This is a genomic window from Amycolatopsis sp. NPDC034160 (assembly GCF_055575355.1).
Genome location: NZ_JBVISU010000001.1, coordinates 196,654 through 216,878, shown reverse-complemented (window position 1 = coordinate 216,878; position 20,225 = coordinate 196,654). Strand labels below are relative to the sequence as shown.

At 68.2% G+C, this 20,225-nt stretch carries 22 protein-coding genes; 14 read left to right on the top strand and 8 right to left on the bottom strand.

The genetic code is table 11. The annotated features are described in order from the left end of the window. The first annotated feature begins 115 nt into the window (after positions 1-115). From ACZ54P_RS01085 to ACZ54P_RS01055, 7 genes are all read left to right on the top strand, one after another. Positions 116-949, top strand: a complete 834-nt coding sequence (locus tag ACZ54P_RS01085; protein ID WP_465459540.1) for a LytR/AlgR family response regulator transcription factor — start codon at positions 116-118, stop codon at positions 947-949. Positions 950-958: 9 nt separating this feature from the next. Continuing rightward, a complete protein-coding gene (locus tag ACZ54P_RS01080; RefSeq protein WP_465459539.1) occupies positions 959-1,483 on the top strand; it encodes a hypothetical protein in 525 nt (174 codons plus the stop codon). Positions 1,484-1,514: 31 nt separating this feature from the next. Further along, positions 1,515-3,305: a sodium/solute symporter gene (locus ACZ54P_RS01075; protein ID WP_465459538.1), complete on the top strand. Its 1,791-nt coding sequence runs from the start codon at positions 1,515-1,517 to the stop codon at positions 3,303-3,305. Between the two features lie 139 nt (positions 3,306-3,444). Beyond that, positions 3,445-3,789 carry a DUF485 domain-containing protein gene (locus tag ACZ54P_RS01070; protein ID WP_465459537.1) on the top strand — a complete coding sequence of 115 codons (345 nt, stop codon included), beginning with the start codon at positions 3,445-3,447 and terminating at the stop codon, positions 3,787-3,789. Beyond that, positions 3,786-5,417 carry a solute symporter family protein gene (locus ACZ54P_RS01065; RefSeq protein ID WP_465459536.1) on the top strand — a complete coding sequence of 544 codons (1,632 nt, stop codon included), beginning with the start codon at positions 3,786-3,788 and terminating at the stop codon, positions 5,415-5,417. Before ACZ54P_RS01070 ends, ACZ54P_RS01065 begins: the two co-directional genes overlap by 4 nt. A 217-nt stretch (positions 5,418-5,634) precedes the next feature. Further along, positions 5,635-5,985 (top strand): rhodanese-like domain-containing protein, encoded by a 351-nt coding sequence (locus ACZ54P_RS01060; protein ID WP_039794049.1) that lies wholly within the window; start codon positions 5,635-5,637, stop codon positions 5,983-5,985. A gap of 35 nt (positions 5,986-6,020) precedes the next feature. Beyond that, positions 6,021-6,968, top strand: a complete 948-nt coding sequence (locus ACZ54P_RS01055; RefSeq protein WP_465459535.1) for a DUF4328 domain-containing protein — start codon at positions 6,021-6,023, stop codon at positions 6,966-6,968. Between the two features lie 64 nt (positions 6,969-7,032). Here ACZ54P_RS01055 and ACZ54P_RS01050 read toward each other — a convergent pair whose 3' ends face one another. Continuing rightward, the gene (locus ACZ54P_RS01050) at positions 7,033-8,202 is read right to left on the bottom strand and encodes a cytochrome P450 (RefSeq protein ID WP_465459534.1); all 1,170 of its coding nucleotides are present in this window, start codon (positions 8,200-8,202) and stop codon (positions 7,033-7,035) included. Between the two features lie 74 nt (positions 8,203-8,276). Beyond that, complete coding sequence (locus tag ACZ54P_RS01045) at positions 8,277-8,513, bottom strand: hypothetical protein (RefSeq protein WP_465459533.1); 237 nt, start codon at positions 8,511-8,513, stop codon at positions 8,277-8,279. Positions 8,514-8,875: 362 nt separating this feature from the next. Here ACZ54P_RS01045 and ACZ54P_RS01040 point away from each other — a divergent pair, with 362 nt between their 5' ends. The 5 genes from ACZ54P_RS01040 to ACZ54P_RS01020 all read left to right on the top strand — a co-directional run bounded on the left by ACZ54P_RS01040 (position 8,876) and on the right by ACZ54P_RS01020 (position 12,400). Further along, positions 8,876-9,445 carry a hypothetical protein gene (locus ACZ54P_RS01040; RefSeq protein WP_465459532.1) on the top strand — a complete coding sequence of 190 codons (570 nt, stop codon included), beginning with the start codon at positions 8,876-8,878 and terminating at the stop codon, positions 9,443-9,445. 81 nt (positions 9,446-9,526) lie between these two features. Further along, positions 9,527-10,411 (top strand): DUF5926 family protein, encoded by an 885-nt coding sequence (locus ACZ54P_RS01035; RefSeq protein WP_465459531.1) that lies wholly within the window; start codon positions 9,527-9,529, stop codon positions 10,409-10,411. A gap of 81 nt (positions 10,412-10,492) precedes the next feature. After that, positions 10,493-10,846 (top strand): DUF952 domain-containing protein, encoded by a 354-nt coding sequence (locus ACZ54P_RS01030; protein ID WP_465459530.1) that lies wholly within the window; start codon positions 10,493-10,495, stop codon positions 10,844-10,846. Positions 10,847-11,051: 205 nt separating this feature from the next. Next, positions 11,052-11,564 carry a SigE family RNA polymerase sigma factor gene (locus ACZ54P_RS01025; protein WP_465460197.1) on the top strand — a complete coding sequence of 171 codons (513 nt, stop codon included), beginning with the start codon at positions 11,052-11,054 and terminating at the stop codon, positions 11,562-11,564. Between the two features lie 2 nt (positions 11,565-11,566). Then, positions 11,567-12,400 carry a hypothetical protein gene (locus ACZ54P_RS01020; protein WP_465459529.1) on the top strand — a complete coding sequence of 278 codons (834 nt, stop codon included), beginning with the start codon at positions 11,567-11,569 and terminating at the stop codon, positions 12,398-12,400. A gap of 81 nt (positions 12,401-12,481) precedes the next feature. Here ACZ54P_RS01020 and ACZ54P_RS01015 read toward each other — a convergent pair whose 3' ends face one another. The 3 genes from ACZ54P_RS01015 to ACZ54P_RS01005 all read right to left on the bottom strand — a co-directional run bounded on the left by ACZ54P_RS01015 (position 12,482) and on the right by ACZ54P_RS01005 (position 15,212). After that, complete coding sequence (locus ACZ54P_RS01015) at positions 12,482-13,033, bottom strand: ferritin (RefSeq protein ID WP_465459528.1); 552 nt, start codon at positions 13,031-13,033, stop codon at positions 12,482-12,484. 156 nt (positions 13,034-13,189) lie between these two features. Beyond that, the gene (locus ACZ54P_RS01010) at positions 13,190-14,401 is read right to left on the bottom strand and encodes an arginine deiminase (protein ID WP_465459527.1); all 1,212 of its coding nucleotides are present in this window, start codon (positions 14,399-14,401) and stop codon (positions 13,190-13,192) included. 13 nt (positions 14,402-14,414) lie between these two features. Next, positions 14,415-15,212 carry a CPBP family intramembrane glutamic endopeptidase gene (locus tag ACZ54P_RS01005; RefSeq protein ID WP_465459526.1) on the bottom strand — a complete coding sequence of 266 codons (798 nt, stop codon included), beginning with the start codon at positions 15,210-15,212 and terminating at the stop codon, positions 14,415-14,417. A 43-nt stretch (positions 15,213-15,255) separates the two neighbouring features. On the opposite strand from ACZ54P_RS01005, the gene ACZ54P_RS01000 reads away from it, so the two are divergent. Beyond that, the gene (locus ACZ54P_RS01000; RefSeq protein WP_465459525.1) at positions 15,256-15,717 is read left to right on the top strand and encodes a PPOX class F420-dependent oxidoreductase; all 462 of its coding nucleotides are present in this window, start codon (positions 15,256-15,258) and stop codon (positions 15,715-15,717) included. Here ACZ54P_RS01000 and ACZ54P_RS00995 read toward each other — a convergent pair. After that, entirely contained in the window at positions 15,714-16,505 is a 792-nt protein-coding gene (locus tag ACZ54P_RS00995) for a DUF2470 domain-containing protein (RefSeq protein WP_465459524.1), read from the bottom strand. The genes ACZ54P_RS01000 and ACZ54P_RS00995 overlap by 4 nt on opposite strands. 95 nt (positions 16,506-16,600) lie before the next feature. On the opposite strand from ACZ54P_RS00995, the gene ACZ54P_RS00990 reads away from it, so the two are divergent. Next, positions 16,601-17,608 (top strand): hypothetical protein, encoded by a 1,008-nt coding sequence (locus ACZ54P_RS00990; protein ID WP_465459523.1) that lies wholly within the window; start codon positions 16,601-16,603, stop codon positions 17,606-17,608. 32 nt (positions 17,609-17,640) lie between these two features. Here ACZ54P_RS00990 and ACZ54P_RS00985 read toward each other — a convergent pair whose 3' ends face one another. After that, entirely contained in the window at positions 17,641-18,384 is a 744-nt protein-coding gene (locus ACZ54P_RS00985) for a hypothetical protein (protein WP_465459522.1), read from the bottom strand. An 11-nt stretch (positions 18,385-18,395) separates the two neighbouring features. Beyond that, positions 18,396-20,213 carry a substrate-binding and vWA domain-containing protein gene (locus tag ACZ54P_RS00980; protein WP_465459521.1) on the bottom strand — a complete coding sequence of 606 codons (1,818 nt, stop codon included), beginning with the start codon at positions 20,211-20,213 and terminating at the stop codon, positions 18,396-18,398. Positions 20,214-20,225 lie beyond the last annotated feature (12 nt).

The following is a 20,225-nucleotide window of genomic DNA, read 5'->3' as shown; positions in this document are numbered from 1 at the left end:
CGTGCCACCGGAAAGACGACGGCACCGCCCACCCCAGGCGCGGGGGTGGGCGGTGCCGTCCTTTTCGTTCGACTTTCGGGCAGCGGGCTGGACACGGAACCCGGCAGTGGGCATTATGCGACTCACTGTGAGTGCTCACGATGACACCCGGAAGCTCATTGTCCTTGCGGTGGACGATGAGCCCAAAGGGCTAGACGAACTCGTTCACTGTCTCCGGAACAGCCCGCACGTCGCCCTGGTCTTCCCGGCGATCGATGCTTCGGAGGCGCTGCGCCTGCTGTCCACCGACGATCCGAGGCTCGGCGATCGCAAGGCGCGTGGCCTGCCGATCGTGGACGCGGTGTTCGCCGACATCGACATGCCCGGCCTGTCCGGGATGGAGATGTCCCGCGTGTTCGCCGCGCTGCGCCCGTCTCCCGCGCTGGTATTCGTGACAGGGCACGCCGAAGAGGCGGTCAACGCCTTCGACCTCGGCGCGCTCGACTACGTGCTCAAGCCGTACCAGCAGGATCGCCTCGACCGCGCGATCACGCGCGTGATCGACAAACTCGCCGCCAACGCCGCGCCGCCGCCCGGTGCTACCGGCCTCGGGCAGGTCAAGAACGACGACGAGGTCATCCCGGTCGAACTCGCCGGTACGACCAAGCTGATCCCGCGGTCCTCGGTCCGCTGGGTGGAAGCACAGGGTGACTACGCCCGGCTGTTCACCACCGACGGCAGCCACCTGGTCCGCATCCCGCTCGCGCAGCTCGAAGAGCGCTGGGAGAAGGCGGGTTTCGTGCGGATCCACCGGTCGTTCCTGGTCTCGCTGCCGCTGATCACCGAGTTGCGCATGGGTCAGGGCGGCTACCAGGTCGTCATCGGCAACGAAGAAAAGGTGCTGCCGGTGAGCCGCCGCCACACCCGCGCGCTCAAGGACCGGCTCGTCGGCGCCAACCGGTCGACGTAGCCGCGGGACATGACCGACGACTTCTATCGCCGGGTCAACGGTGTCCGCGAGCCGGACCCGACCCTCGGCAAGGGCAGGCACAAGAAACCGGCGCAGCCCGAGGGCGCCGCCGTCGAGCCGGTCCCCGGAGCACCGTCCGGTCCGAAACACGAGCAAGCGAAGCCCGAACACCACGCGAAACCCAAGCGGCAGCGGGTGATCCTCGCCGATCCGCGACAGGCGACGAGCACCCTGCGGGCCAGGGTCGAACTCGAAGAGCAGACCAGCTGGGGAAAACTCCTGGTCAAGGATCTGGTGAAGATCCAGCTGCGGACGGCCGCCCTGCTGGCACTGCTGGTGATGGTCACGCTGTGCTCGCTGCCGGCGCTGTTCTACCTGATCCCTTCGTTCGGGCGCGTGACCGTTCTGAGGATCCCGCTGTCCTGGCTGATCCTCGGCGTGGCACCGTTTCCGTTCCTGTTCGGCATCGGGCTTTGGTACAACCGGCTCGCCGAACGCCACGAACGCGACTTCGTTGACATGATCGAGAACTGATTGCGGAGCGGCACATGCGAGGATTCGTGCCGTGGCGCTGAATCCGTGGGCTGTGGCCGGCATCGTGCTGGTCGCCGTGCTGACCTTCTACCTGGGGCACCGGTCCTCGAGGTCGGCCGTCAGCACGCACGACTTCCTCGTCGCCCGCCGCACCGTGCGCTCCCGGCGCAACGCCGCCGCGATCTCCGGTGAGTACCTCTCCGCCGCGTCGTTCATGGGCGTGGCGGGCATCGTGCTCAAGGACGGTGCCGACGCGCTGTGGTTCCCGATCGGTTTCACCGCGGGCTATCTGGCGCTGATGCTGTTCGTCGCCGCGCCGCTGCGCCGGTCCGGCGCGTACACGCTGCCGGACTTCGTCGAGATGCGGCTGGGTTCGACCATGCTGCGCCGGGTTTCGACGGCGTTCGTGGTGTTCATCGGGATCCTCTACATGGTCCCGCAGTTGCAGGGTGCCGGGCTGACCCTGGCGACGATCCTGCCCGTGCCCGCGTGGGCGGGCGCCATCCTGGTGACCTGTGTGGTCGGCTTCAACGTGATCGCGGGCGGGATGCGCGCCATCACCGTCGTCCAGGCCTTCCAGTACTGGCTGAAACTGTTCGCCATCGCGGTGCCGACGTTCATCCTGTGCATCGTGTTCCTCGGCTCCGGCGGACCGGGCAGCGCTCGCCCGCTCGGGCAGCCCGCCCCGCCGACGTTCACCGAGAACACCAAGGTCACGGTGCAGACCGACGTCACGCTGAAGGTCACCTCGGTGACCGTGCTCGAGGCGTACGGCCAGGTGGAAGGCGCGCGGGCCAACGGTTTCGCGGTGTGGACCCCGGAAGCCGGGCACAAGGTCGCCAAGGGCACGACCCTGAAGTTCACCGCCGGCACGCCGGTCCCGGTGGTCAGCGACGCGCCCGCGTCCAACGGCGACTGGCTTCGGCCGGGATCGGGCAGTCTCACCGATCTGCTGCAGGTCTATTCGCTGATCCTCGCGACCTTCCTCGGCACCATGGGCCTGCCGCACGTCCTGGTCCGCTTCTACACCAACCCCGACGGCAAGGCCGCGCGCCGCACGACGGTGCACGTCCTGCTGCTGCTCGGCCTGTTCTACCTGTTCCCGACGCTGCTGGGCGCATTGTCGCGGATGTACGTCCCGGAACTGCTGGTGACCGGGAAGACCGACGCCGCCGTCCTCCTGCTGCCGTCCGCGGTCCTGCCGGGGCTCTGGGGCCAGATCCTGGGCGCGGTGACGGCGGCGGGCGCGTTCGCCGCGTTCCTGTCCAGTTCGTCCGGGCTGCTGGTGAGCGTCGCCGGGGTCGTGTCCACCGACGTGCTGCCCGGCCGCGTCCGCGATTTCCGGGTGGCGACGGCGATCGTGGCGCTGATCCCGTTCGCGCTGGCCGTGCTGCTGCCGTCGGAGGACCTGTCGCTTTCGGTCGGGATGTCGTTCGCGCTGGCCGCGTCCACGTTCAGCCCGTTGCTGCTGCTCGGCGTCTGGTGGCGGAAGCTCAGCTGGCCCGGCGCGCTGGCGGGGATGCTCGTCGGCGGTGGCCTGGTGCTGACCGCGCTGGTGGTCAACATCGTCAGCAAGTACACCGGCGGCTGGGCGCCGTGGTTTTCGAACCAGCCCGCGCTGATCACCGTGCCGGCGGCGTTCCTGACCACCTATGTGGTGAGCCGGGCGACCGGCTACGGGCGGCCGGACGACGTTCACGGCGTGATGCTGCGGCTGCACGCGCCCGATCCGCTCGGCTTCATGCGCGATCGCGCGGTCGCCCGGTTCGGGCAGGCCGAAGAGAAGACGCGGACCACCGGCAAGGGCCGGCACCGGAAGTAATTCACCCGGTCGTGCTGCAACGCTCTACTCAGAGTCGTACCGTTCACTCAAATGGATTGCTCCTCTCTTGCCCTATGAGGGGCATGATCTTCCGTGACAACGAAATCACCGAATGGTTGCGGCAGGTGGGAGGTCCGACGTGAGCGACACCGATCAAGACCTCGGGTCAGATCCGGAATCCGACTGGGAAAAGGTGCAGGCGAGTCCGGAATTCACCGAGCTGCGACGACGTCTGCGGGTATTCGTTTTCCCGGTCACGGTATTGTTCCTGGCCTGGTATCTGCTTTACGTGCTGCTCGCCGACTACGCGGCCGGGTTCATGAGCACGAAGCTCTTCGGCAACATCAACGTCGGTCTCGTCTTCGGCCTGTTGCAGTTCGTGTCCACCTTCGTGATCACCGGCCTTTATGTCCGGTACGCCAATCGCAAACTCGATCCGCTCGCCGACAAGATCCGGCATGAGGTCGAGGGAGGCGAACGGTGACCACGCTGGCCGCGGGTGTCCAGGGCAGCGACCCGGTACTCAACATCACCATTTTCGCGGCGTTCGTCGCGATCACCCTGGTGATCGTTTTCCGGGCGAGCCGGAATACGAAGACCGCGTCCGACTACTACGCCGCGGGGCGCGCGTTCACCGGTCCGCAGAACGGGATCGCGATCTCGGGCGACTACCTTTCGGCGGCGTCTTTCCTGGGTATCGCGGGTGCGATCGCGATCAACGGCTACGACGGTTTCCTCTACTCGATCGGATTCCTCGTCGCGTGGCTGATCGCGTTGCTGCTGGTCGCGGAACTGCTGCGCAACACCGGCAAGTTCACCATGGGCGACGTGCTGGCGTTCCGGATGAAGCAGCGCCCGGTCCGCGCGGCGGCCGCGATCTCCACGCTCGCCGTCTCGTTCTTCTACCTGCTCGCGCAGATGGCGGGGGCGGGCGGTCTGGTGAACCTGCTGCTCGGCATCGAGGGGAGCCTCGGCCAGGACCTGGTGATCGCCGTCGTCGGCGTGATCATGATCCTGTACGTGCTGATCGGCGGGATGAAGGGCACCACGTGGGTGCAGATCATCAAGGCCGTCCTGCTCATCGCGGGCACGTTCGCGATGACGTTGTGGGTGCTCGGCAAGTACGGCTTCAACCTGTCCAGCCTGTTCCAGGCCGCCGTCGACAAGGGCGGTGCGACCGGTGAGGCGCTGCTCGGGCCGGGTAAGCAGTACGGGAAGACCGGCACGACCAAACTGGACTTCCTTTCGCTCGGTATCGCGCTGGTGCTCGGTACGGCCGGTCTGCCGCACGTCCTGATGCGCTTTTACACGGTGCCGACGGCGAAGGACGCGCGCCGTTCGGTGGTCTGGGCGATCGCGCTGATCGGCATCTTCTACCTCTTCACGCTGGTGCTCGGCTACGGCGCGGGCGCGCTCGTCGGCCCGGACGTGATCGCGAAGGCGCCGGGGACGACCAACTCGGCGGCGCCGCTGCTGGCGCTCGAACTGGGCGGTCCGGTGCTGCTCGGGTTCATCGCGGCGGTGGCGTTCGCGACGATCCTGGCGGTGGTCGCGGGCCTGACGATCACGGCGTCGGCGTCGTTCGCGCACGACGTCTACGCGAACGTGATCAAGAAGGGGAAGACCGCCCCCGACAGCGAGGTTCGCGTCGCGCGGATCACCGCGCTGGTGATCGGGGCGGTCGCGATCGTCGGCGGGATCCTCGCGAAGAACCAGAACGTGGCTTTCCTGGTGGCGCTGGCGTTCGCGGTGGCGGCGTCGGCGAACCTTCCGACGATCCTGTACTCCCTGTTCTGGAAACGCTTCAACACCCAGGGCGCGCTATGGAGCATCTACGGCGGTCTCGGGGTCTGTGTCCTGCTGATCGTCTTCTCACCAGCGGTCTCAGGCAAGCCCGTGGACCCGAAAACGAGTAAGAGCGCCTCGATGATCCAGGGCGTCGACTTCCACTGGATCCCCCTCGACAACCCCGGCATCGTCTCCATCCCGGTCGCGTTCTTCCTCGGCTGGCTCGGCACCGTCCTGTCCAAGGAACACAACCAGAAGAAGTACGCCGAGATGGAGGTCCGCTCCCTCACCGGCGTCGGCGCCGAAAAGGCCGTCAAGCACTGAGTTGTTTAGGTGAACCCGTCCGCGATCGCGTCGACAGTGCGCTGCCTTGCATACCTCTCGCCTTCACGGGCACGGCGCCCTGCCGCCGCGATAGCGGGGCCTTCGGCCGGGCGGGTTCACACGTCAAGCCAGTTCCCGAATCCGTCCTCAGCTCCGCCAATCGGCACTGAGTCGTTCTTCACGCGCGCGCAACGGGACGGGATGGGAAGATGGCAGGGTGGTGAGCCCTGCTGACATCCCGACCGTCGCCGTCCGTGATCTGCCCAAGGACGGCGTCGCGCTGCTCGACGTCCGCGAGGACGACGAGTGGGCCGCCGGGCACGCCCCGGGGGCCAAGCACATCCCGATGGGTGAACTGCCCGCGCGCGTCGGCGAACTCGACGAGCTGCCCGACGACCAGCCGGTCTACGTGATCTGCCGCAGTGGTGGCCGGTCCGCGCGTGCCGCCGCGTGGCTCAACGCGAGCGGCTGGGACGCGGTGAACGTGGCCGGTGGGATGGGCTCCTGGAAGCAGGAGGGGCGCCCGATGGTCGGCGACCATCCCGGCGTCGAACCCGAAGTGCTGTAACCGTGCAGCCTGGCCACTACCCGCCGAGGACACCGATGCCGCCGGTGCCGCCCGTGCGTCCGGCGCCGACGCAGCAGCCGCGGTACCAACCGGCGCGTCACCGCCTCCGTTGGGTCGCTTCGCCGCCTCCCGGCGCCTGGCCGCAGCGGCGGAAACCGGTGGCCGAGCGCTACTCCGGGCCGCCGTCCTACCCGGTCCCGCCTCGGTGGGGCTTCCCGAACCTGGTCTGGCGCCGTCCGACCGCGGTCCCCGGCACGGCGTCCGGCGAGATCACCGCCGGTGAACGGCTGCGGGTCATCAAGCGCAGCCTCCTGCCGGTGCTCTGGACCTTCGCCGCATTGGCGCTCGCCGCGTCGGCCGCGGAGATCTGGCGCTATGTCCTGCTCGTGCAGAGCCGCGACTCCGCGTTGTCGACGTCCGTCGTCACGGTTTCCGACAGCTTCGTGATCACCACCGGCCTGCTCACGACGATCCTTTCGCTGCTGCCGTCCGGACTCACCGTGTGGTGGCTGCTCGTGGCCCGGCACGCCGCCGCGGACGCCTCCGGCGAGACACCGCCGAGACGGCAGTGGCAGGTGCTGACGTTTGTGCTGGCGCCGGTGGTGAACCTGATCATGGTGCTGCCGGTCGTCGCCGAACTCGAACACGCCGTTCTGCGCCGGACGCGGGAAACCCGGCCGAAGCCGTCGCGGCTCGTGTTCGTCTGGTGGGGCGTCTGGGTGATCAACTGGGTGCTGCTCGGGCTCGTCATCGTCTGGCGGTTCCGTGATGGCGTCCAGGCGCTGGCCGATGGGGTCATGCTGGTCGCGCTGACCGATCTGGCGGCGGCGGGCTTGGCCGTGGTGACGGCGCTGCTCGTGAAGCGCATGTCCGGCCTGCTGTCGCCTGTGTCGGAGAAGCGGCTTCGCCTCCTCCGCGTGCTGAAGGTGGACGGGGCGCCGGACCCGGACCGGCGTGAGCGTCCGGCCACTTCAGTGCGCTGACCTGCGGTAAAAGCCTCGTGAGTGGTAATGACGGTTAGAACCGTCATTACCACTCACGAGGCTTTTAATCCGTGGTGACCGGTAGCGAGTGAAGGCCGCGGATCACGAACTCCGGCCGTCGTTCGGGTTTCCCGGCCGGCCGCAAGTCCGGCAGCTTCGTGGTCAGCGAGTGCAGCGCGGCCGCGATCTCCACCCGGGCGAGCGGGGCGCCGACGCAGTAATGGATGCCCATGCCGAAGCCGAGGTGCGCGTTCGGCGTGCGGCCGATGTCGAGGGTGTCGGGCCGGTCGAACACCGTCGGATCCCGTGCGGCGGCGCCGAGCAGCGCGCCGATCTTCTCGCCCTCGGCCACCCGGAACCCGGCGATCTCGACGTCGGCGGTCGCCGTCCGCTCGAACAACTGGAGTGGCGCGTCGAAGCGGATCAGCTCTTCGACGCACGGGTCCAGCAGCTCCGGGGACGCTACCAGCCGCTCCCACTGGTCGCGGTGGGTCAGCAGCGCGTTGACGCCGTTCCCGATGACGTTCACCGTCGCCTCGTGCCCGGCCATCAGCAGCAGGACCGCGGTCGCGACCAGTTCGTCCTCGGTGAGCTCGCTGCGCAGAAGATCACTGACGATGTCGTCGCCAGGGGAACTCGCGCGCTGCTTCGCTATGTCGCGCAGATACTCGACGAACTCCGCTGCGGCGGCTTCGGCGGCGTCACGCTTCTCTTCGGCGAGGCCGTACTCGTACATCTTCACGACGTGGTTCGACCACGTGACCATGCGTGGTCCGTCTTCGACCGGGACGCCGAGGAGTTCCGCGATGACCGCGACCGGCAGCGGCTGCGCGAGATGAGCGAGCAGATCGGCCGAACCGGTTTCGGCGATCTCGGCGGCGAGCCCGTCGACCATGCCGTCCGCGAGTTCGGCGACCATCGGCCGTAGCCGCTGGACGTGCCCGCGCCCGAACGCGCCCGCGATCACCCGGCGCAACCGGGTGTGGGCGGGCGGCTCGTTCTCCAGCAGCGAGTTGCGGTGCAGCAGGTTGAACGACGCGAACCGCTCCACCGGCAGCGCGTCCTGCCAGATCCGGCCGAGCCCGCGATGCCGCAGGACGGCGGCCGAAGCGGCGTGCGACACCGCCACGGCGATGCCGAGCCCCTCGTGACGGTGAACTTCACCGCGCTCACGCAGGTCGGCGAAGTACGGATAGGGGTTCGCGAGGAAGGAAGGATCGGCGAGGTCGAACACTCGCCGACTCTAACTCGGCCGGGCTCCGCGCCGGGGTCGTCCGCCCCGACGCGGAGCCCACGGCCGCAACTGGGCTAAAGCCCGAGGCCGAGGAGATGGCCGTGGTGCCAATGGTGATAGTGGTGATACGGGTGGTAATAGTAGTGATGGCTATGGCTGGAACACAGCAGCAGACAACGTGCCTGGTCGGCTGATCCGGACGAGTCCGCCGAGGACGTGGCCGAGGCCGTGCCCACGGCGGGCCCAGCCAGCAACAGCCCGAGTGCCACGGGCAACGCGGCCAAGGTGGCCCGGCGCTTGGAGATGCTCATCAGTGATCCTTTCCCTGCACTACGACACCCGGATGGCGTCATGATCATTGTTAGTCGTGGTGAGTGGAAAAGGGCAGGCTGGTCACCCGCGGTTCGATCGTCCGGATGGTGAAAACCCTTTTCGCTCACGTTTCCGTGACACCCGAATGGCCGCTGGAACCGGCCGATCCGGTCGATTCGAGCGAGACAGGGTGTCATCCGAGATGGTTCCGTTACCAGCCCCACTGAACCTGGCCTGGGTCCCGGCGTCTCTAGGGGTGTCGGAACGCGGAAGCGCGGGACGGCAAGGGGATTTCCGTGGCCGTCTGGTCCGGAAGTTGTTTCTGTCTGGGGTAATTCAGCAAGAGAACTGGGGTATTTCCATGCGTATTCGTCATGCCTTTTTCGCCGGTCTGACCGCCGCCGCACTCGCGTTGCTGCCCGCGACCGCGTTCGCCACCGAAGTGCCGGTCGAGGCGCCTGAGAAGCCGAAGGGCACCAAGTTCTGGGTGTCGCCGAAGACCGTCGAAGCCGGCGGGAAGGTGACCGCGCAAGGCCGGTGCGTCACGCCGCACGGCTTCTCGATCATCGCCCCCGACGGGTTCAAGCAGGTCTCGGACAAGTCGGTCAAGCGTGACGGCGGCACCGACGTGAAGGTGACCTACCAGGTCCAGCCGAGCGTGAAGCCCGGTGAGCACCTCTTCGTCATGCTGTGCGACACCGTCGAGCCCGCGGCGGCGGTGAAGGTCGTCCCGGCCGGCAAGAAGGAGCCCGTCAAGCAGGAGGCGGCCAAGCAGGTCTCGAAGGTGCCCGCCGGCGCTCCGCAGACCGGGGGCGGACCGGTCGAGGAGTCGGCTCCCGCCGGTTGGCTGATCGCCGGGGCGGCCGGAGCCGGGGTGGCCGGCGCGGGTGGGGCGTTGATGCTCCGCCGGCGTCCGGCTTCGCGGTCCTGATCGCACGCGGGAAGGGCGGGGGTCTTACGAGCCCACGTCCTTCCCGCGATAGCGTTCCCACCGAGCTTTGAGGAGGCTGACGTGGGCAAGGGTTCGCGCAAGAAGGGTCCCAAGACGACCTCGGACCGCAAGCCGAAGGTGCGCGACGTCTTCGTCGGCCAGCCCTTCGAGGGTCTCGCGGCGGAGACCGAGCTGATCGCGCTGCGCGAGTTCGTGCCCTCGGCGACGGCGTCGCTCAAGCTGGCGGGCTCCGACGAGAAGGTCACCCTCGGCACGGTGCTGCCGATGGCGGCGGCCGCGTTCGTCCGGTCCGACGGCGAGCGCTACATCGGGATGCAGGTGCAGACCCGGTCTTCGGACATCAGCCGCGACCTCGGCCGCGCGCTCCAGTGGGTACTGGACGCCAAGGAGGGTGACGTCCTGTCCGTACCGGACACCACGACGCCGCCCACCGCCGACGAAAAGGCTCGCCTGCAGGATCTGCTCGACACGAGCGTCGAACTCGACGTCACGCTCTACAACGACTTCGCCTGGTGGCTGCCCGAGGACGCCGACGCGAGTGGCGACGTCGCGTTGTCGCTCGAGCGCGCGAACGCGGCGATCATGCCGACCGAACGCCTCGGCGCGGGGGCGTACTGGGTGCTCGCCGGGGAGAAGGCGCACCTGCGCTGGGTCCGCCCCGAGCCGGAGAACCTGCTGTTGCAAGCGCTTGCGCGGCTGTCCGCGGCCGGTGAACTCAACCTCGGCGACGGCTCCCGCTACGCCGGTTCGTTCCGCGCGCACGGGCTGCTCGTGCCGGTGTGGGACCTCGACCCCGAGGCCCACGCGCGCGAATGGGCCGACGCGAAGGACCAGCTCGGCGTCCGGCTCGAAGCCGCGCTGAAGTCCCTCGACACCGAGCCGCTCAACGCCACCGAGCGCCGCTCGCGCGATGGCCTGATCGGCCGCCAGCTCACCATCCGCTGACCCTCGCATTTCGTCCTCTGAATGCGGTAGTTGCGCACGCAACCACCGCATTCAGAGGACGAAATGCGTCAGGATGGTCGCGTGATCCTTCATATTTGCGCCCAAGGTGACTGGGCGGCGGTGCCCGAAGGCGGCGTCTACACCACCCCGTCCCTCGACGCCGACGGCTTCATCCACTGCTCGGACCCGGGTACCGCGCACATCCCCGCCAACGCCGTCTTCCCCGGCCGCACCGATCTCGTGTTGCTGGAGATCGACCCGGCGCTCGTCGGCGCGCCCGTCGTCTGGGAGGACGGCGACCCGCCGCATCCGGCGGATATCCAGTTCCCGCACGTGTACGGACCGATTCCCCGTAACGCTGTGGTGGCCGTACACGAATTCCCTGTTCGGGGGGACGGTTCGTTCAGAATTCCCGACTCCTTGTCGAGACGTTGAGGCGGGCAACTCCTCATCCATATGGGCGTCTCTCGAACTAGTTCGCGGTCAGAGACAACCTGCGGGGGCGGCCATGCGTTTCGGAAGAGGCGAGCCAGACATGCCTGGCCGAGTGAACCCGGGAGGAGGCGATACGGTGACCGCTGCCGCGACGGTCATCTCGGGGACGGATGTCTGGGCGTCCGGCGAGACCCGAAGGAGGGACGTGCCGGGTGAGCTCACCGACTTCGGCGACTTCGTACGGGCGAGCCTGCCGGGTCTGCTGAGGTACGGTCACGCCCTCACCGGGAATCCGCACGACGCCGCCGACCTGGTCCAGACGGTGCTGGAGAAGATCGGCTCCCGCTGGTCCTACGTCCAGCACAAGACCGGCGACCCGATGGCCTACATCCGCCGTTCGATGGCCAACGCGCACGTCAGCCGGTGGCGCCGGACCAAACGGGAGAACCTGGTCGCCGACCTGCCGGACACGCAGCCGTACAGCCAGGCCGACCCGTTCGAGCACGAACCGCTGTGGCAGGCGTTACGCGCGCTGCCGCCGAGGCAACGAGCGGTGATGGTCCTGCGTTATTACGAGGGACTGTCCGAAGCGGAGATCGCGGACTCGCTCGGCATCAGCCAAGGCACCGTGAAAAGCCAGGCGAGCAAGGCGATCACGTCGCTGCGCACGAAGCTGGCGTTCATCGAGCCCAAAGACGAAGGGAGGGAAGCGGGATGAACATGTCCGAGGAGGATGTGCAGCAGAAGCTGCGCGACCTGTTCTCAGACGAGCGGCTGGGCGCGTCGTCCACGCTGAATCCCGAAACGATCGTGGCGGGCGCCAAGCGGCGCCGCCGTCGCCGTCAGATGATGCAGACGACGACCGGGATGGCCGCGGCGGTGGTCATGCTGGGTGGTGGGCTCACGGTCTTCACGATCCACGACACGGACAACGGCGCGGCCTTTCCCGGTGACCAGCTCAGCTTGGGGGTGTCTTCGCCGAGTCTGGCACCCCCGGGACCGGTGAGCCAGGTACCGCCTGCGTCCGCGCCGCCGCCGTCGTCGATCCAGGCGTCCGCGCCGCCGCCGTCGACGGCCCCCGGTGGGCCCGCCAAGCCGCCGAAGAGCACCGCGGCCACGAAGCCGCCCGCGCAGGGCAAGGTGACCACGGGCGCACTGCTGACCGCCACCGGCTTCGGCAAACTTCGGCTCGGCATGAGCGAGGCCGAGGCTGAGGCCGCCGCCGGACCGCTCCGGTCGAAGGAGGTCCGAGGCGCCTGTACGTACGGCTACGCGGAGGGATCCGCCGTTCCGGGGCCGACGTCGGTTTCGCTGACCGAAAGCGACGGGATCACCGTCATCAACCCGGCGGGTACGGTGCACACCCCGGAGGGGATCGGCGTCGGGTCGACCGAGGCGGAGATCCTCGCGGCCTATCCCGGCAGCACCAAGGACGGCGCCGCCTACGTCGCGCCCGCCGGCGCGGTGAGCGCGTACCGCATCTTCCTGTCCAAGGACGGATCCGCCGTCAGCATCCTGCTGACCAGCCTCGACCAGGGCTGCCAGTTCAGCTGAGCCGTCCCGAACGCGGAAAACCCGGGCTGCTCCAAGGGGGAGAGCCCGGGTTTTCCCTGTGGTGGGAGAGCGGTCAGTGCGTCAGAGCGCCCCGCCCGCGACCGGGGGCATCCCCGAGTCGGCGCCGCTGTCACCGATGGACTCGCGGTGCAGGTGGTTCTCCACCTCGAACAGGTTGCCGTCGGCGCGTTTGACGATGTTGAGCAGCGTGGACATCTGGGAGATCTCTTCGACCTGCTCCTTGAGGAACCACTGCGTGAACTGCTCGCCGATGAAGTCCTCTTCGGCGCGGGCGGCCTTGGCCAGCTGCTGGATGTCGGTGGCCACGTCCTTCTCCTGCTGCAGCGCGAGCTCGATGAGCTCGGTGACGTCGGAGAAGGTGTTGCGCACGTCGCCGGTGCCGGGGACCTCCACGTGGTGGTCGGTGTCCAGCATGTACTGGACCAGCGCCATCGCGTGGTTGCGCTCCTCGACGGACTGCTTGTAGAAGTGCTTCGCGAGCTGCGGCAGGTCCTCGGCGTCGAACCAGACCGCCAGCGCGATGTACTGCTGGGAGGCGTTGAACTCGTTGTGGATCTGCGCCTGCAGCAGTTCATAGAACTTCGAGCGCGGTTGCTTCTTGAGGAGGGCCATGCATTCGACAATACGTCATTCGTTATTCGATTTCCACTTTCACCTGGTGATCTGCCCCCTATTAGGTTAGTATTCCCTATACTAGGTCCGCCTCAATAAAGTAAGCCTTCCCTAATCAATGGAAATCAATTAGGGAAGGCTTACTTTTTTCCTGTTTCAGATGCTTTCGCGCCGGATCGGACAGGACATGCAGCGCGGTCCGCCGCGGCCGGAGCCCAGTTCGGAGCCGGTGATGGCCAGTACCTCGATGCCCGCTTCCTCAAGCCTGGCATTGGTTTCCACGTTGCGTTCGTAGCCGACGACGACGCCGGGGGCGAGCGCGAGCGTGTTGTTCCCGTCGTCCCATTGCTCGCGTTCCGCGGTGACCGGATCGAGTCCGGTGTCGATGACGCGTAGCCGGTCGATTCCCATCGCTTCGGCGGCCGCGGTGAGGAAGGGGGCCGGCCCTTCCACCTTCATGGAACCGTCGTCGGTCGGCCGCATGGTGAACGCGGTGAGCGAATCGCGCGAAAGCGGGTACATGACGACGGCGTCGGCGGCGACCATCGTGCAGACGGTGTCCAGATGCATGGTCGCGCGGGTCTGCTCGATCGGGACGGCGAGCACGGTGTGCGCGATCCCGTCGGCGAACACCGACCGCGCCAGTGATTCCGCGCCGGCCGCGGTGGTCCGCTCGCCGACCCCGATCGCCAGGACACCCGGCGAAAGCAGCATGACGTCGCCGCCCTCGATCGGCGCCGAATGCGCGCCGTACGCGCGCGACGCGTGGCGGAACCACGGGTGGTAGGCGTAGATCAGGTCCAGTACCGCGGTCTCGCGGACGCGGGCGGGCATGGTGAGCGAGGAGACCGCGACGCGGTCGCCGATCCACGCCGACGAGTCACGGGTGAACAGCAGGTTCGGCAGCGGATCGACGGCGAAGTCGTTCGGGTGGTTCATCAGCCGGACCAGCGAGACCCCCTCGGCGGCCGGCAGTTCTTCGAAGGTCATCCCGGCCATCAGTGCCTCGGCCAGCACCTCGGGGGAGACGCTCGACAGGTGGGAACGCAGCGAATCGGCCAGGTCGACGCCGAGCCGCCGCTCGTCGACGGCCGCGTGCACGCCGGCGGCGTGGGCACGGGTGTCGCCCAGCGCCGTGCGCAGCGCGTCGGCCAGCAGCAGCACCTCGACACCGCGGCCGCGGAGCACCTCGGCGAACGCGTCGTGCTCCTCCTGTGCGCGGTCCACCCAGGGGATGGAATCGAACAGGAGCTGGTCGTTGTTGCGAGGCGTGAGCCTTTTGAGCTCGTTGCCGGGCCTGTGCAGCAGCACCGCACGCAGGGGGCCGACTTCGCTGTCAACTCGGGGTGGAGTCGTCTCGTCAATCACCGGTTCACAGTAGCTAGGGAAGCCAGGAAACTCGCCCCTTGAGCAGCGCGTATCCGACGAAGGAGACGAAGTCGAGCGCGGTGTGCGCGGCGATCAGCGGCCACAACCGGTTCGTTTTCTGCCACAGCCTGCCGAACACCAGGCCCATCACGACGTTCCCGACGAAACCGCCGAAACCCTGATACAGGTGATACGAGCCGCGAAGCACCGAAGACACGACCAGTGAGGTGTTCTCGCGCAGCCCGAGCTGCCGCAGGCGGGTCAGCAGATAAGCGACGACGAGTACCTCTTCGGCGAACGCGTTGCCGAACGCCGACAACGTCAGCGTGATCGGACGCCACCACGTCTCGCCCAAAGTGGACGGTTGCACCGAGAGGCTGAACCCGAGGCTGTAGGAGAGGAAATACAGCCCCAGCCCCGGGATCCCGATCACCGCGGCGAGCAGGAGACCGGTGGCGATGTCGCGGCCGGGGCGCTGTTTGTCGAGCCCGATCTCCGCGAGCTTCATCCCGCCACGCCACAACAGGTACAGCCCGAGCGCGCCCCAGCCGACCAGCTGGCCCGCGCTCGACAGTTGCTTGAGCAGGTCGACCAGGCTCAGCGTCGCCTGGGGGACGTTGAGCTGGGCCTGCTGCTGCGCCAGCGGAACCGGCTGCAGCAGCGAGTCCACAAGAGACAGCAGGCTCCGCAGCCCGGACAGGCCGAGGGTGATGCCGAAGACGACGACCAGTTCGATGACGATCGCGCGGCGGCGCGCCGGATCCTCGACGAATTCCGGCAGCGCCGGGCGTTCGGGACGCAGCCAGCTCATTCGCCGCACGCTACCGTGTTGATCGCCGCGCTACCGTCGAGTCATGCCAAGGAGCATCGCGACCAACGAAACCGTCGACCGCGCCGCGCTCGTCGACTTCCTGACGACCCGCCACCGCGCCATCCTCATGACCACCAAGGCCGACGGCGGCCCGCAGCTCTCGCCGGTGACCTGCGGAGTCGACGGCGAAGGCCGTCTAGTCATCTCCACGTACCCGAAGCGCGCGAAGGTGGTCAACATCCGACGCGAGCCGAAGGTGTCCGCCTGTGTCCTCTCCGACGAGTGGAACGACCAGTGGGTGCAGCTGAACGGCACCGCCGAAGTCCTCGACCTGCCCGATTCGGTCGAGCCGTTGGTCGACTACTTCCGCGCGATCTCGGGTGAGCATCCCGATTGGGACGAGTACCGCGAAGCGATGGTGAAGCAGGGTAAGAGCATCATCCGCGTCACCATCGAATCGTGGGGCCCGATCGCCAAGGGCGGTTTCCCGGCGGAGCTGGCCTAGTCCTCCGAAAAGAACGGGCAGCCGATCAGACGGCGGATCTCGGCCGCGAGCTGCGGCGGCCCGTCGACCGGGCGCGAGAACGCGAGCCGGACGTCGTGGTCGCCGGAGTCGGCCTCGACCCGCAGCCGCAGTCCGTAGCGGTCCAGCCCGAGCGGCCGGATCCGCCCGCCGCGCAGCGCGGTGGGGACATGCTTGGCCAGCTGCTGGACGACGTCCGCGTGGTCGGTCTCCAGATGCCGCAGCCAGCCTGCCTCGTAGTCGTGGAACGGATCCGGTGGCGCGGCGCTGAACATGTGCGGCCGGAGCGAGTGCGTGCCCTCGGCGTCCGCGAGCACCAGCGACGCCGGGGTCAGCCTCAGGAGCGTCAAGCCGTGTCCGACGTCGAGCAGGCGCTCGTCCGGCCGGGTTTCGGCGATGGTGACCGCGCGGGCGCGGGCGGAGACCTCGGAGAGCGGGCGGAGCCAGCCGGTGATCCACAGCAAGCCTCGGACGGGTTCGCGCAGGTCGACCGGGGCCTGGTCGGTCAGCTCCACCATCACCGCGAGCTCGCCGCGCTGCGCCTCGTGCGAGCGTTTGACCAGATGGTGCTCGTCCGGCAGCAGGATGCTGACGCTGCCGCTCGTGTGCACGTGATGCAGGACGGGGATGACGCGGCCGTACTGCCCTGGCTGGTCACGCTGTTCGGCGGTCGGGGTCAGCGTCGCCGGTCCGTTGCGGGTGGCGATCGTCTTCGCGCGTTCCGCGGGGTTCGGCGCCGGCGGGCGGCGAATGGTCGTGGGTGTGGTCACGGCTCACCTCCTGAGTTAGGTGAGCCTAACCTGATTTGAGCGTGGTGCGGAAGTAGCCTCGATCACGTTCCGGCTCACGCGTATACGTTGACCAGGTGGAAGACCGAAGAATCCGGGGGCTCGAACCACCCGAAGGGATTCCGGCGAAGAACCTGCCGATCCTGGTGAACACGCTCGACCGTTCGGCCGTCACCGCGGGCACGCTGGCCTGCGCCGCCGGGCTGCTCGCCGTGCTGGGCGTCGTCCTGCTGATCACAAGCCGGTTCGGGACCGCGGTGCCGGTCTTCCTCCTCGTCTACATGACACCGGTTTCGGCCTACTACGGCTTCCTCGCCGTTGCCGGATCCTTGTCGATGCGGAAGCTCGTTCACCAGCCGTTCCGCCTGGTGAACGGGCTGGACGGGGCCGTCGTCGCCGGGGCGAAGGTGAGCGTTCCCCTCGACGGACGCTGGCTGGTCGTGCGGCTGCCCGCCCCGCTTCGCGCGCAACTCGCGGCCCAACGACGGCTGTGGGTGCTGGGCCGGTTCGTCCTGCTTCCCGGTGTCATCGCCGCCCGGCGCGGCTCCTTCCGCGACGCGCCGCCGAAGGGTTCGACGCCGTTGGGCGCGGAGCCGGTTTCGCCGGGACGCTTGCTTTCGCTGCAGCGACGGCTACTGGCGTCTTACTACCTTCTCGGAGCCGGGCTCGCGCTGGTCCCGGCCGCCTTCGCGGTCTGGGTGGCCGTCGATTTCCCGGACCGCGGCAGCGTCGTCGTGCCGGGCGCCCAGTTCCTCGCGGGTCTCTGCGCGGTGGCGGTGGTCGGTCTCGCCGTCGCGGCGCTCGTGCTGTCCAGGCCGGTGCCCGAACCGCGATGGACCGAACTGTTCGTGGTGTCCGGGCCGGCGTCGGTCAACCTCTTCGGCATGGTCCTCGTCAAGGGGCGGACGGTCTTGCCGGACGGCCGCGAGGTTTCGGTGCTGGCGGGCGGTTCCGATCCCTCGCTCGCCGCCAACATCGCCGTCACCGGACGGCTCTTCGTCCTCGGGATGCCGGTGGCCGGGAAGACCGCGAAGGCCGGAGTGCCTGGGCACGCGGTGTTCGGATCGGTCAAGTTCGGCTCGTGAGTGGTAATGACGGTTCTAACCCTCATTACCACTCACGACAATCCGGTCCGCCGCGTCGCCTCTTCGGTTTCGACCACGCCCCGCCGGATCCCTTCGAGCTGATCGCTCAGCTCGCCGATCGTGGTGGTGTCGAGCAGCGCATCGCCGGTGGCGGCCGACAATTCGGCCGCCCTGGCGACCAGACCGTCCAGGCCGAGCGCGCCGGATCGCAGCTGTGCCAGCAGTTTCCGCTGCGCGCTCGAAAGCCGGGCGTGGACGTCTTCCTGTGCCTGCACGGCTTCGAGCGACTGCAGCAGGTCGCCGCGGATGTCGTCGTCGGCCGTCTTCAGTTCCTTCCGCAGCCTGGCCTTCTCGGCGGCGACCGCGGAGGCGTCCACCCGCGCGAGGGCCTTTCCGGTGGCGGACGTACGACCGGCCAGCCGCCGGAGGGTGTCGACGGTTTCCCGTACCACCGGTGCCATCTCGGCGACCCGGTCGGCGAGCGGGCCGGTGTCCAGCGAAGCGGAGATCGACGCGAACCCGTCGGCCGCTGCTTCGGCACGCCGAAGCCACTCCGCCTCGGGAGAGCCCGGTTCGACGTCGGGAGGCACCCGCTCCTCGGGCTCGGAGGCGGGTTTTTCCCTGGAGGCGACGGCGATCCCGGCGCGGGCGGCGAGCACGGTCACGCCGACGCCGAGCGCGGCGACCACCGGTAGTTGCACCGCCCACGCCGCGCCCGCCGACGTCGCCGCGAGGAGCAGTCCCCACGGTTCGGCTAGCTCACGGACGAAGCGCATGACCGAGGATCTCAGAAATTCGAGATCACGGCGGTGAAGACCTGGTCGATCGAGTCCGGTTTGGACGAGTCGTACCCCACGCCCTGCGTCGTCTCGGCGATCTCCTTGAGGACGCCGAAGTCCGCGTCGGAGCCGTAGGCGATGGTGAACATCCGCACCGCCTCGCCACCGCCCTCGGTCCGCAACCGCCCGACGAGGTTGGGCAGATCGATCCCGCCCGGATCCTCGTTCCGGCCGTCGGTGAGCACGACGACGGCGTTGATCGCGTTCGGATCCAGCCGCTGCTTCATGAACTCGTAGGCCGCGAGCGACGAATCGTAGAGCCCGGTCCCGTTCTGCGGGGTCAACCCGTTCAGCCGCGACGCCAGCTCCTGCCTGCCCGCCTCACCGCCGATCGGGGTCACCGGCCGCAGCTCCCTGTAGTCCTTGTCGCCGTCCAGCCGCGTCGAGAACATCCAGAGCCCGACCTTGTCCGCGTCGCTGAACTGCGGCAACGACGCCACGGCCGCCTGTTTCGCGAGGTCCATCTTGTTCTTGCCGGTCCCGCTGACGCCGTCACCCATCGAACCGGAGACGTCGACGACCAGCAGCACGTTCGCCTTCTTCCGCAGGTCCTTCCAGGACTTGAGGACTTCGGCGAGCACCGGCGGACTCGGCGGCCGGATCAGGTTGAGCTTCGCGTCGGGCTGGGCACCGTTGTCCGAAGTGGTCTGCGAGCCGGGCTTGCCGTCGAACGTCCGGAAGCCGATGTCGCTGAACTTCTGCTGCGCTTCGGCGCCGCGAAGATGCGCGAGGAAGTCCGCCGCGACCTGCTTGTGGATGTCGTCGGCCCAGTTCAGCACGGTGAACGGGTGATCGGAGTTGAGCGTGCCGTCACTCGGGTAGATCCCGACGAGCGGCACCTTCGGCGGCGCGTGCTGCCCGCGTTTCGCCGGATCGTTGGTCGGATTGCCCTGGTTGTAGCCGACGAGCGAGTTCTCCTCGACCGTCACCGCCGAGATGTACGACAGCGCGGCCCCGCGGTCGTCGGCCTTCTGCAGGTTCGTCAGGAAAGTCAGCGTGTTGTCGCCGTAGTGGACGATGGCCTGCTCGACGTTCTGCACGAACGTCCGCGCCTCCGGCTGCGCGAGCGCGTTCGCGGTGAGATCCGAAGAGGTGCCCGTCGCCGCGTAGTAGGCGCCGATCGTGGCGTTGAGCCCGGAGGTGGAGATGTTCGGGTTCGTCTTGCCCAGCCGGAACTTCCCCCATTCCGGATGCCCGTACTTCGCCCAGCCCTGCGGATCGGTGGCGAGCGCGGCGAGATCCTTCCAGCCGATGCCCTTGCCGGGCCAGCCGAGCGCTTCGGCCATCGGCTTCGGCATGGCGACGACCAGCGGCGCGTTCGCGACCGACTCCGGGTCGCCTTCGGGCACCAGCGCGGGATGGTCGGTGCCGGTGAGCTGCTGGCGCAGCAGGTTCACCCAGCCCGACGCGGCAGGCGTCCAGACGTCCGGGCGCGGGCCGTCCACCGCCTCGTTCCAGCCGCGGCCGAGGGCCTGCATCGCGGTACCGGAGGACTTCGACTGCACGAGGACGTCGACGCAGCGTCCGGCCACCGTGCGACCGCTGTAGCCCTTGGCGATCTCCGTGACCACACCCGCCTTCTCCGGCGACGAGGACACCTGCAGCTTGACCGCGTCACCGGTCGTGCATTTCGCTGCCACCGGGTCTTCACCGGAATCGCCGGTGAGCGCGCGCAGTCCGACGATCAACCCGATCGCGACCACCGCCGCGGCCACGAACGCCAGGACCTTGCGGCCGCCGCGCGACTGACCGGGATTCACGACCATGGAGAACCTCCA

Excerpts from the sequence above, each read along its gene's own strand:
- ACZ54P_RS01085 (WP_465459540.1), top strand. The coding sequence starts at position 116 with ATGCGACTCACTGTGAGTGCTCACGATGACACCCGGAAGCTCATTGTC.
- ACZ54P_RS01080 (WP_465459539.1), top strand. The coding sequence starts at position 959 with ATGACCGACGACTTCTATCGCCGGGTCAACGGTGTCCGCGAGCCGGAC.
- ACZ54P_RS01055 (WP_465459535.1), top strand. The coding sequence starts at position 6,021 with ATGCCGCCGGTGCCGCCCGTGCGTCCGGCGCCGACGCAGCAGCCGCGG.
- ACZ54P_RS01045 (WP_465459533.1), bottom strand. The coding sequence starts at position 8,513 with ATGAGCATCTCCAAGCGCCGGGCCACCTTGGCCGCGTTGCCCGTGGCA.
- ACZ54P_RS01040 (WP_465459532.1), top strand. The coding sequence starts at position 8,876 with ATGCGTATTCGTCATGCCTTTTTCGCCGGTCTGACCGCCGCCGCACTC.
- ACZ54P_RS01020 (WP_465459529.1), top strand. The coding sequence starts at position 11,567 with ATGTCCGAGGAGGATGTGCAGCAGAAGCTGCGCGACCTGTTCTCAGAC.
- ACZ54P_RS01015 (WP_465459528.1), bottom strand. The coding sequence starts at position 13,033 with ATGGCCCTCCTCAAGAAGCAACCGCGCTCGAAGTTCTATGAACTGCTG.
- ACZ54P_RS01005 (WP_465459526.1), bottom strand. The coding sequence starts at position 15,212 with ATGAGCTGGCTGCGTCCCGAACGCCCGGCGCTGCCGGAATTCGTCGAG.
- ACZ54P_RS01000 (WP_465459525.1), top strand. The coding sequence starts at position 15,256 with ATGCCAAGGAGCATCGCGACCAACGAAACCGTCGACCGCGCCGCGCTC.
- ACZ54P_RS00985 (WP_465459522.1), bottom strand. The coding sequence starts at position 18,384 with ATGCGCTTCGTCCGTGAGCTAGCCGAACCGTGGGGACTGCTCCTCGCG.
- ACZ54P_RS00980 (WP_465459521.1), bottom strand. The coding sequence starts at position 20,213 with ATGGTCGTGAATCCCGGTCAGTCGCGCGGCGGCCGCAAGGTCCTGGCG.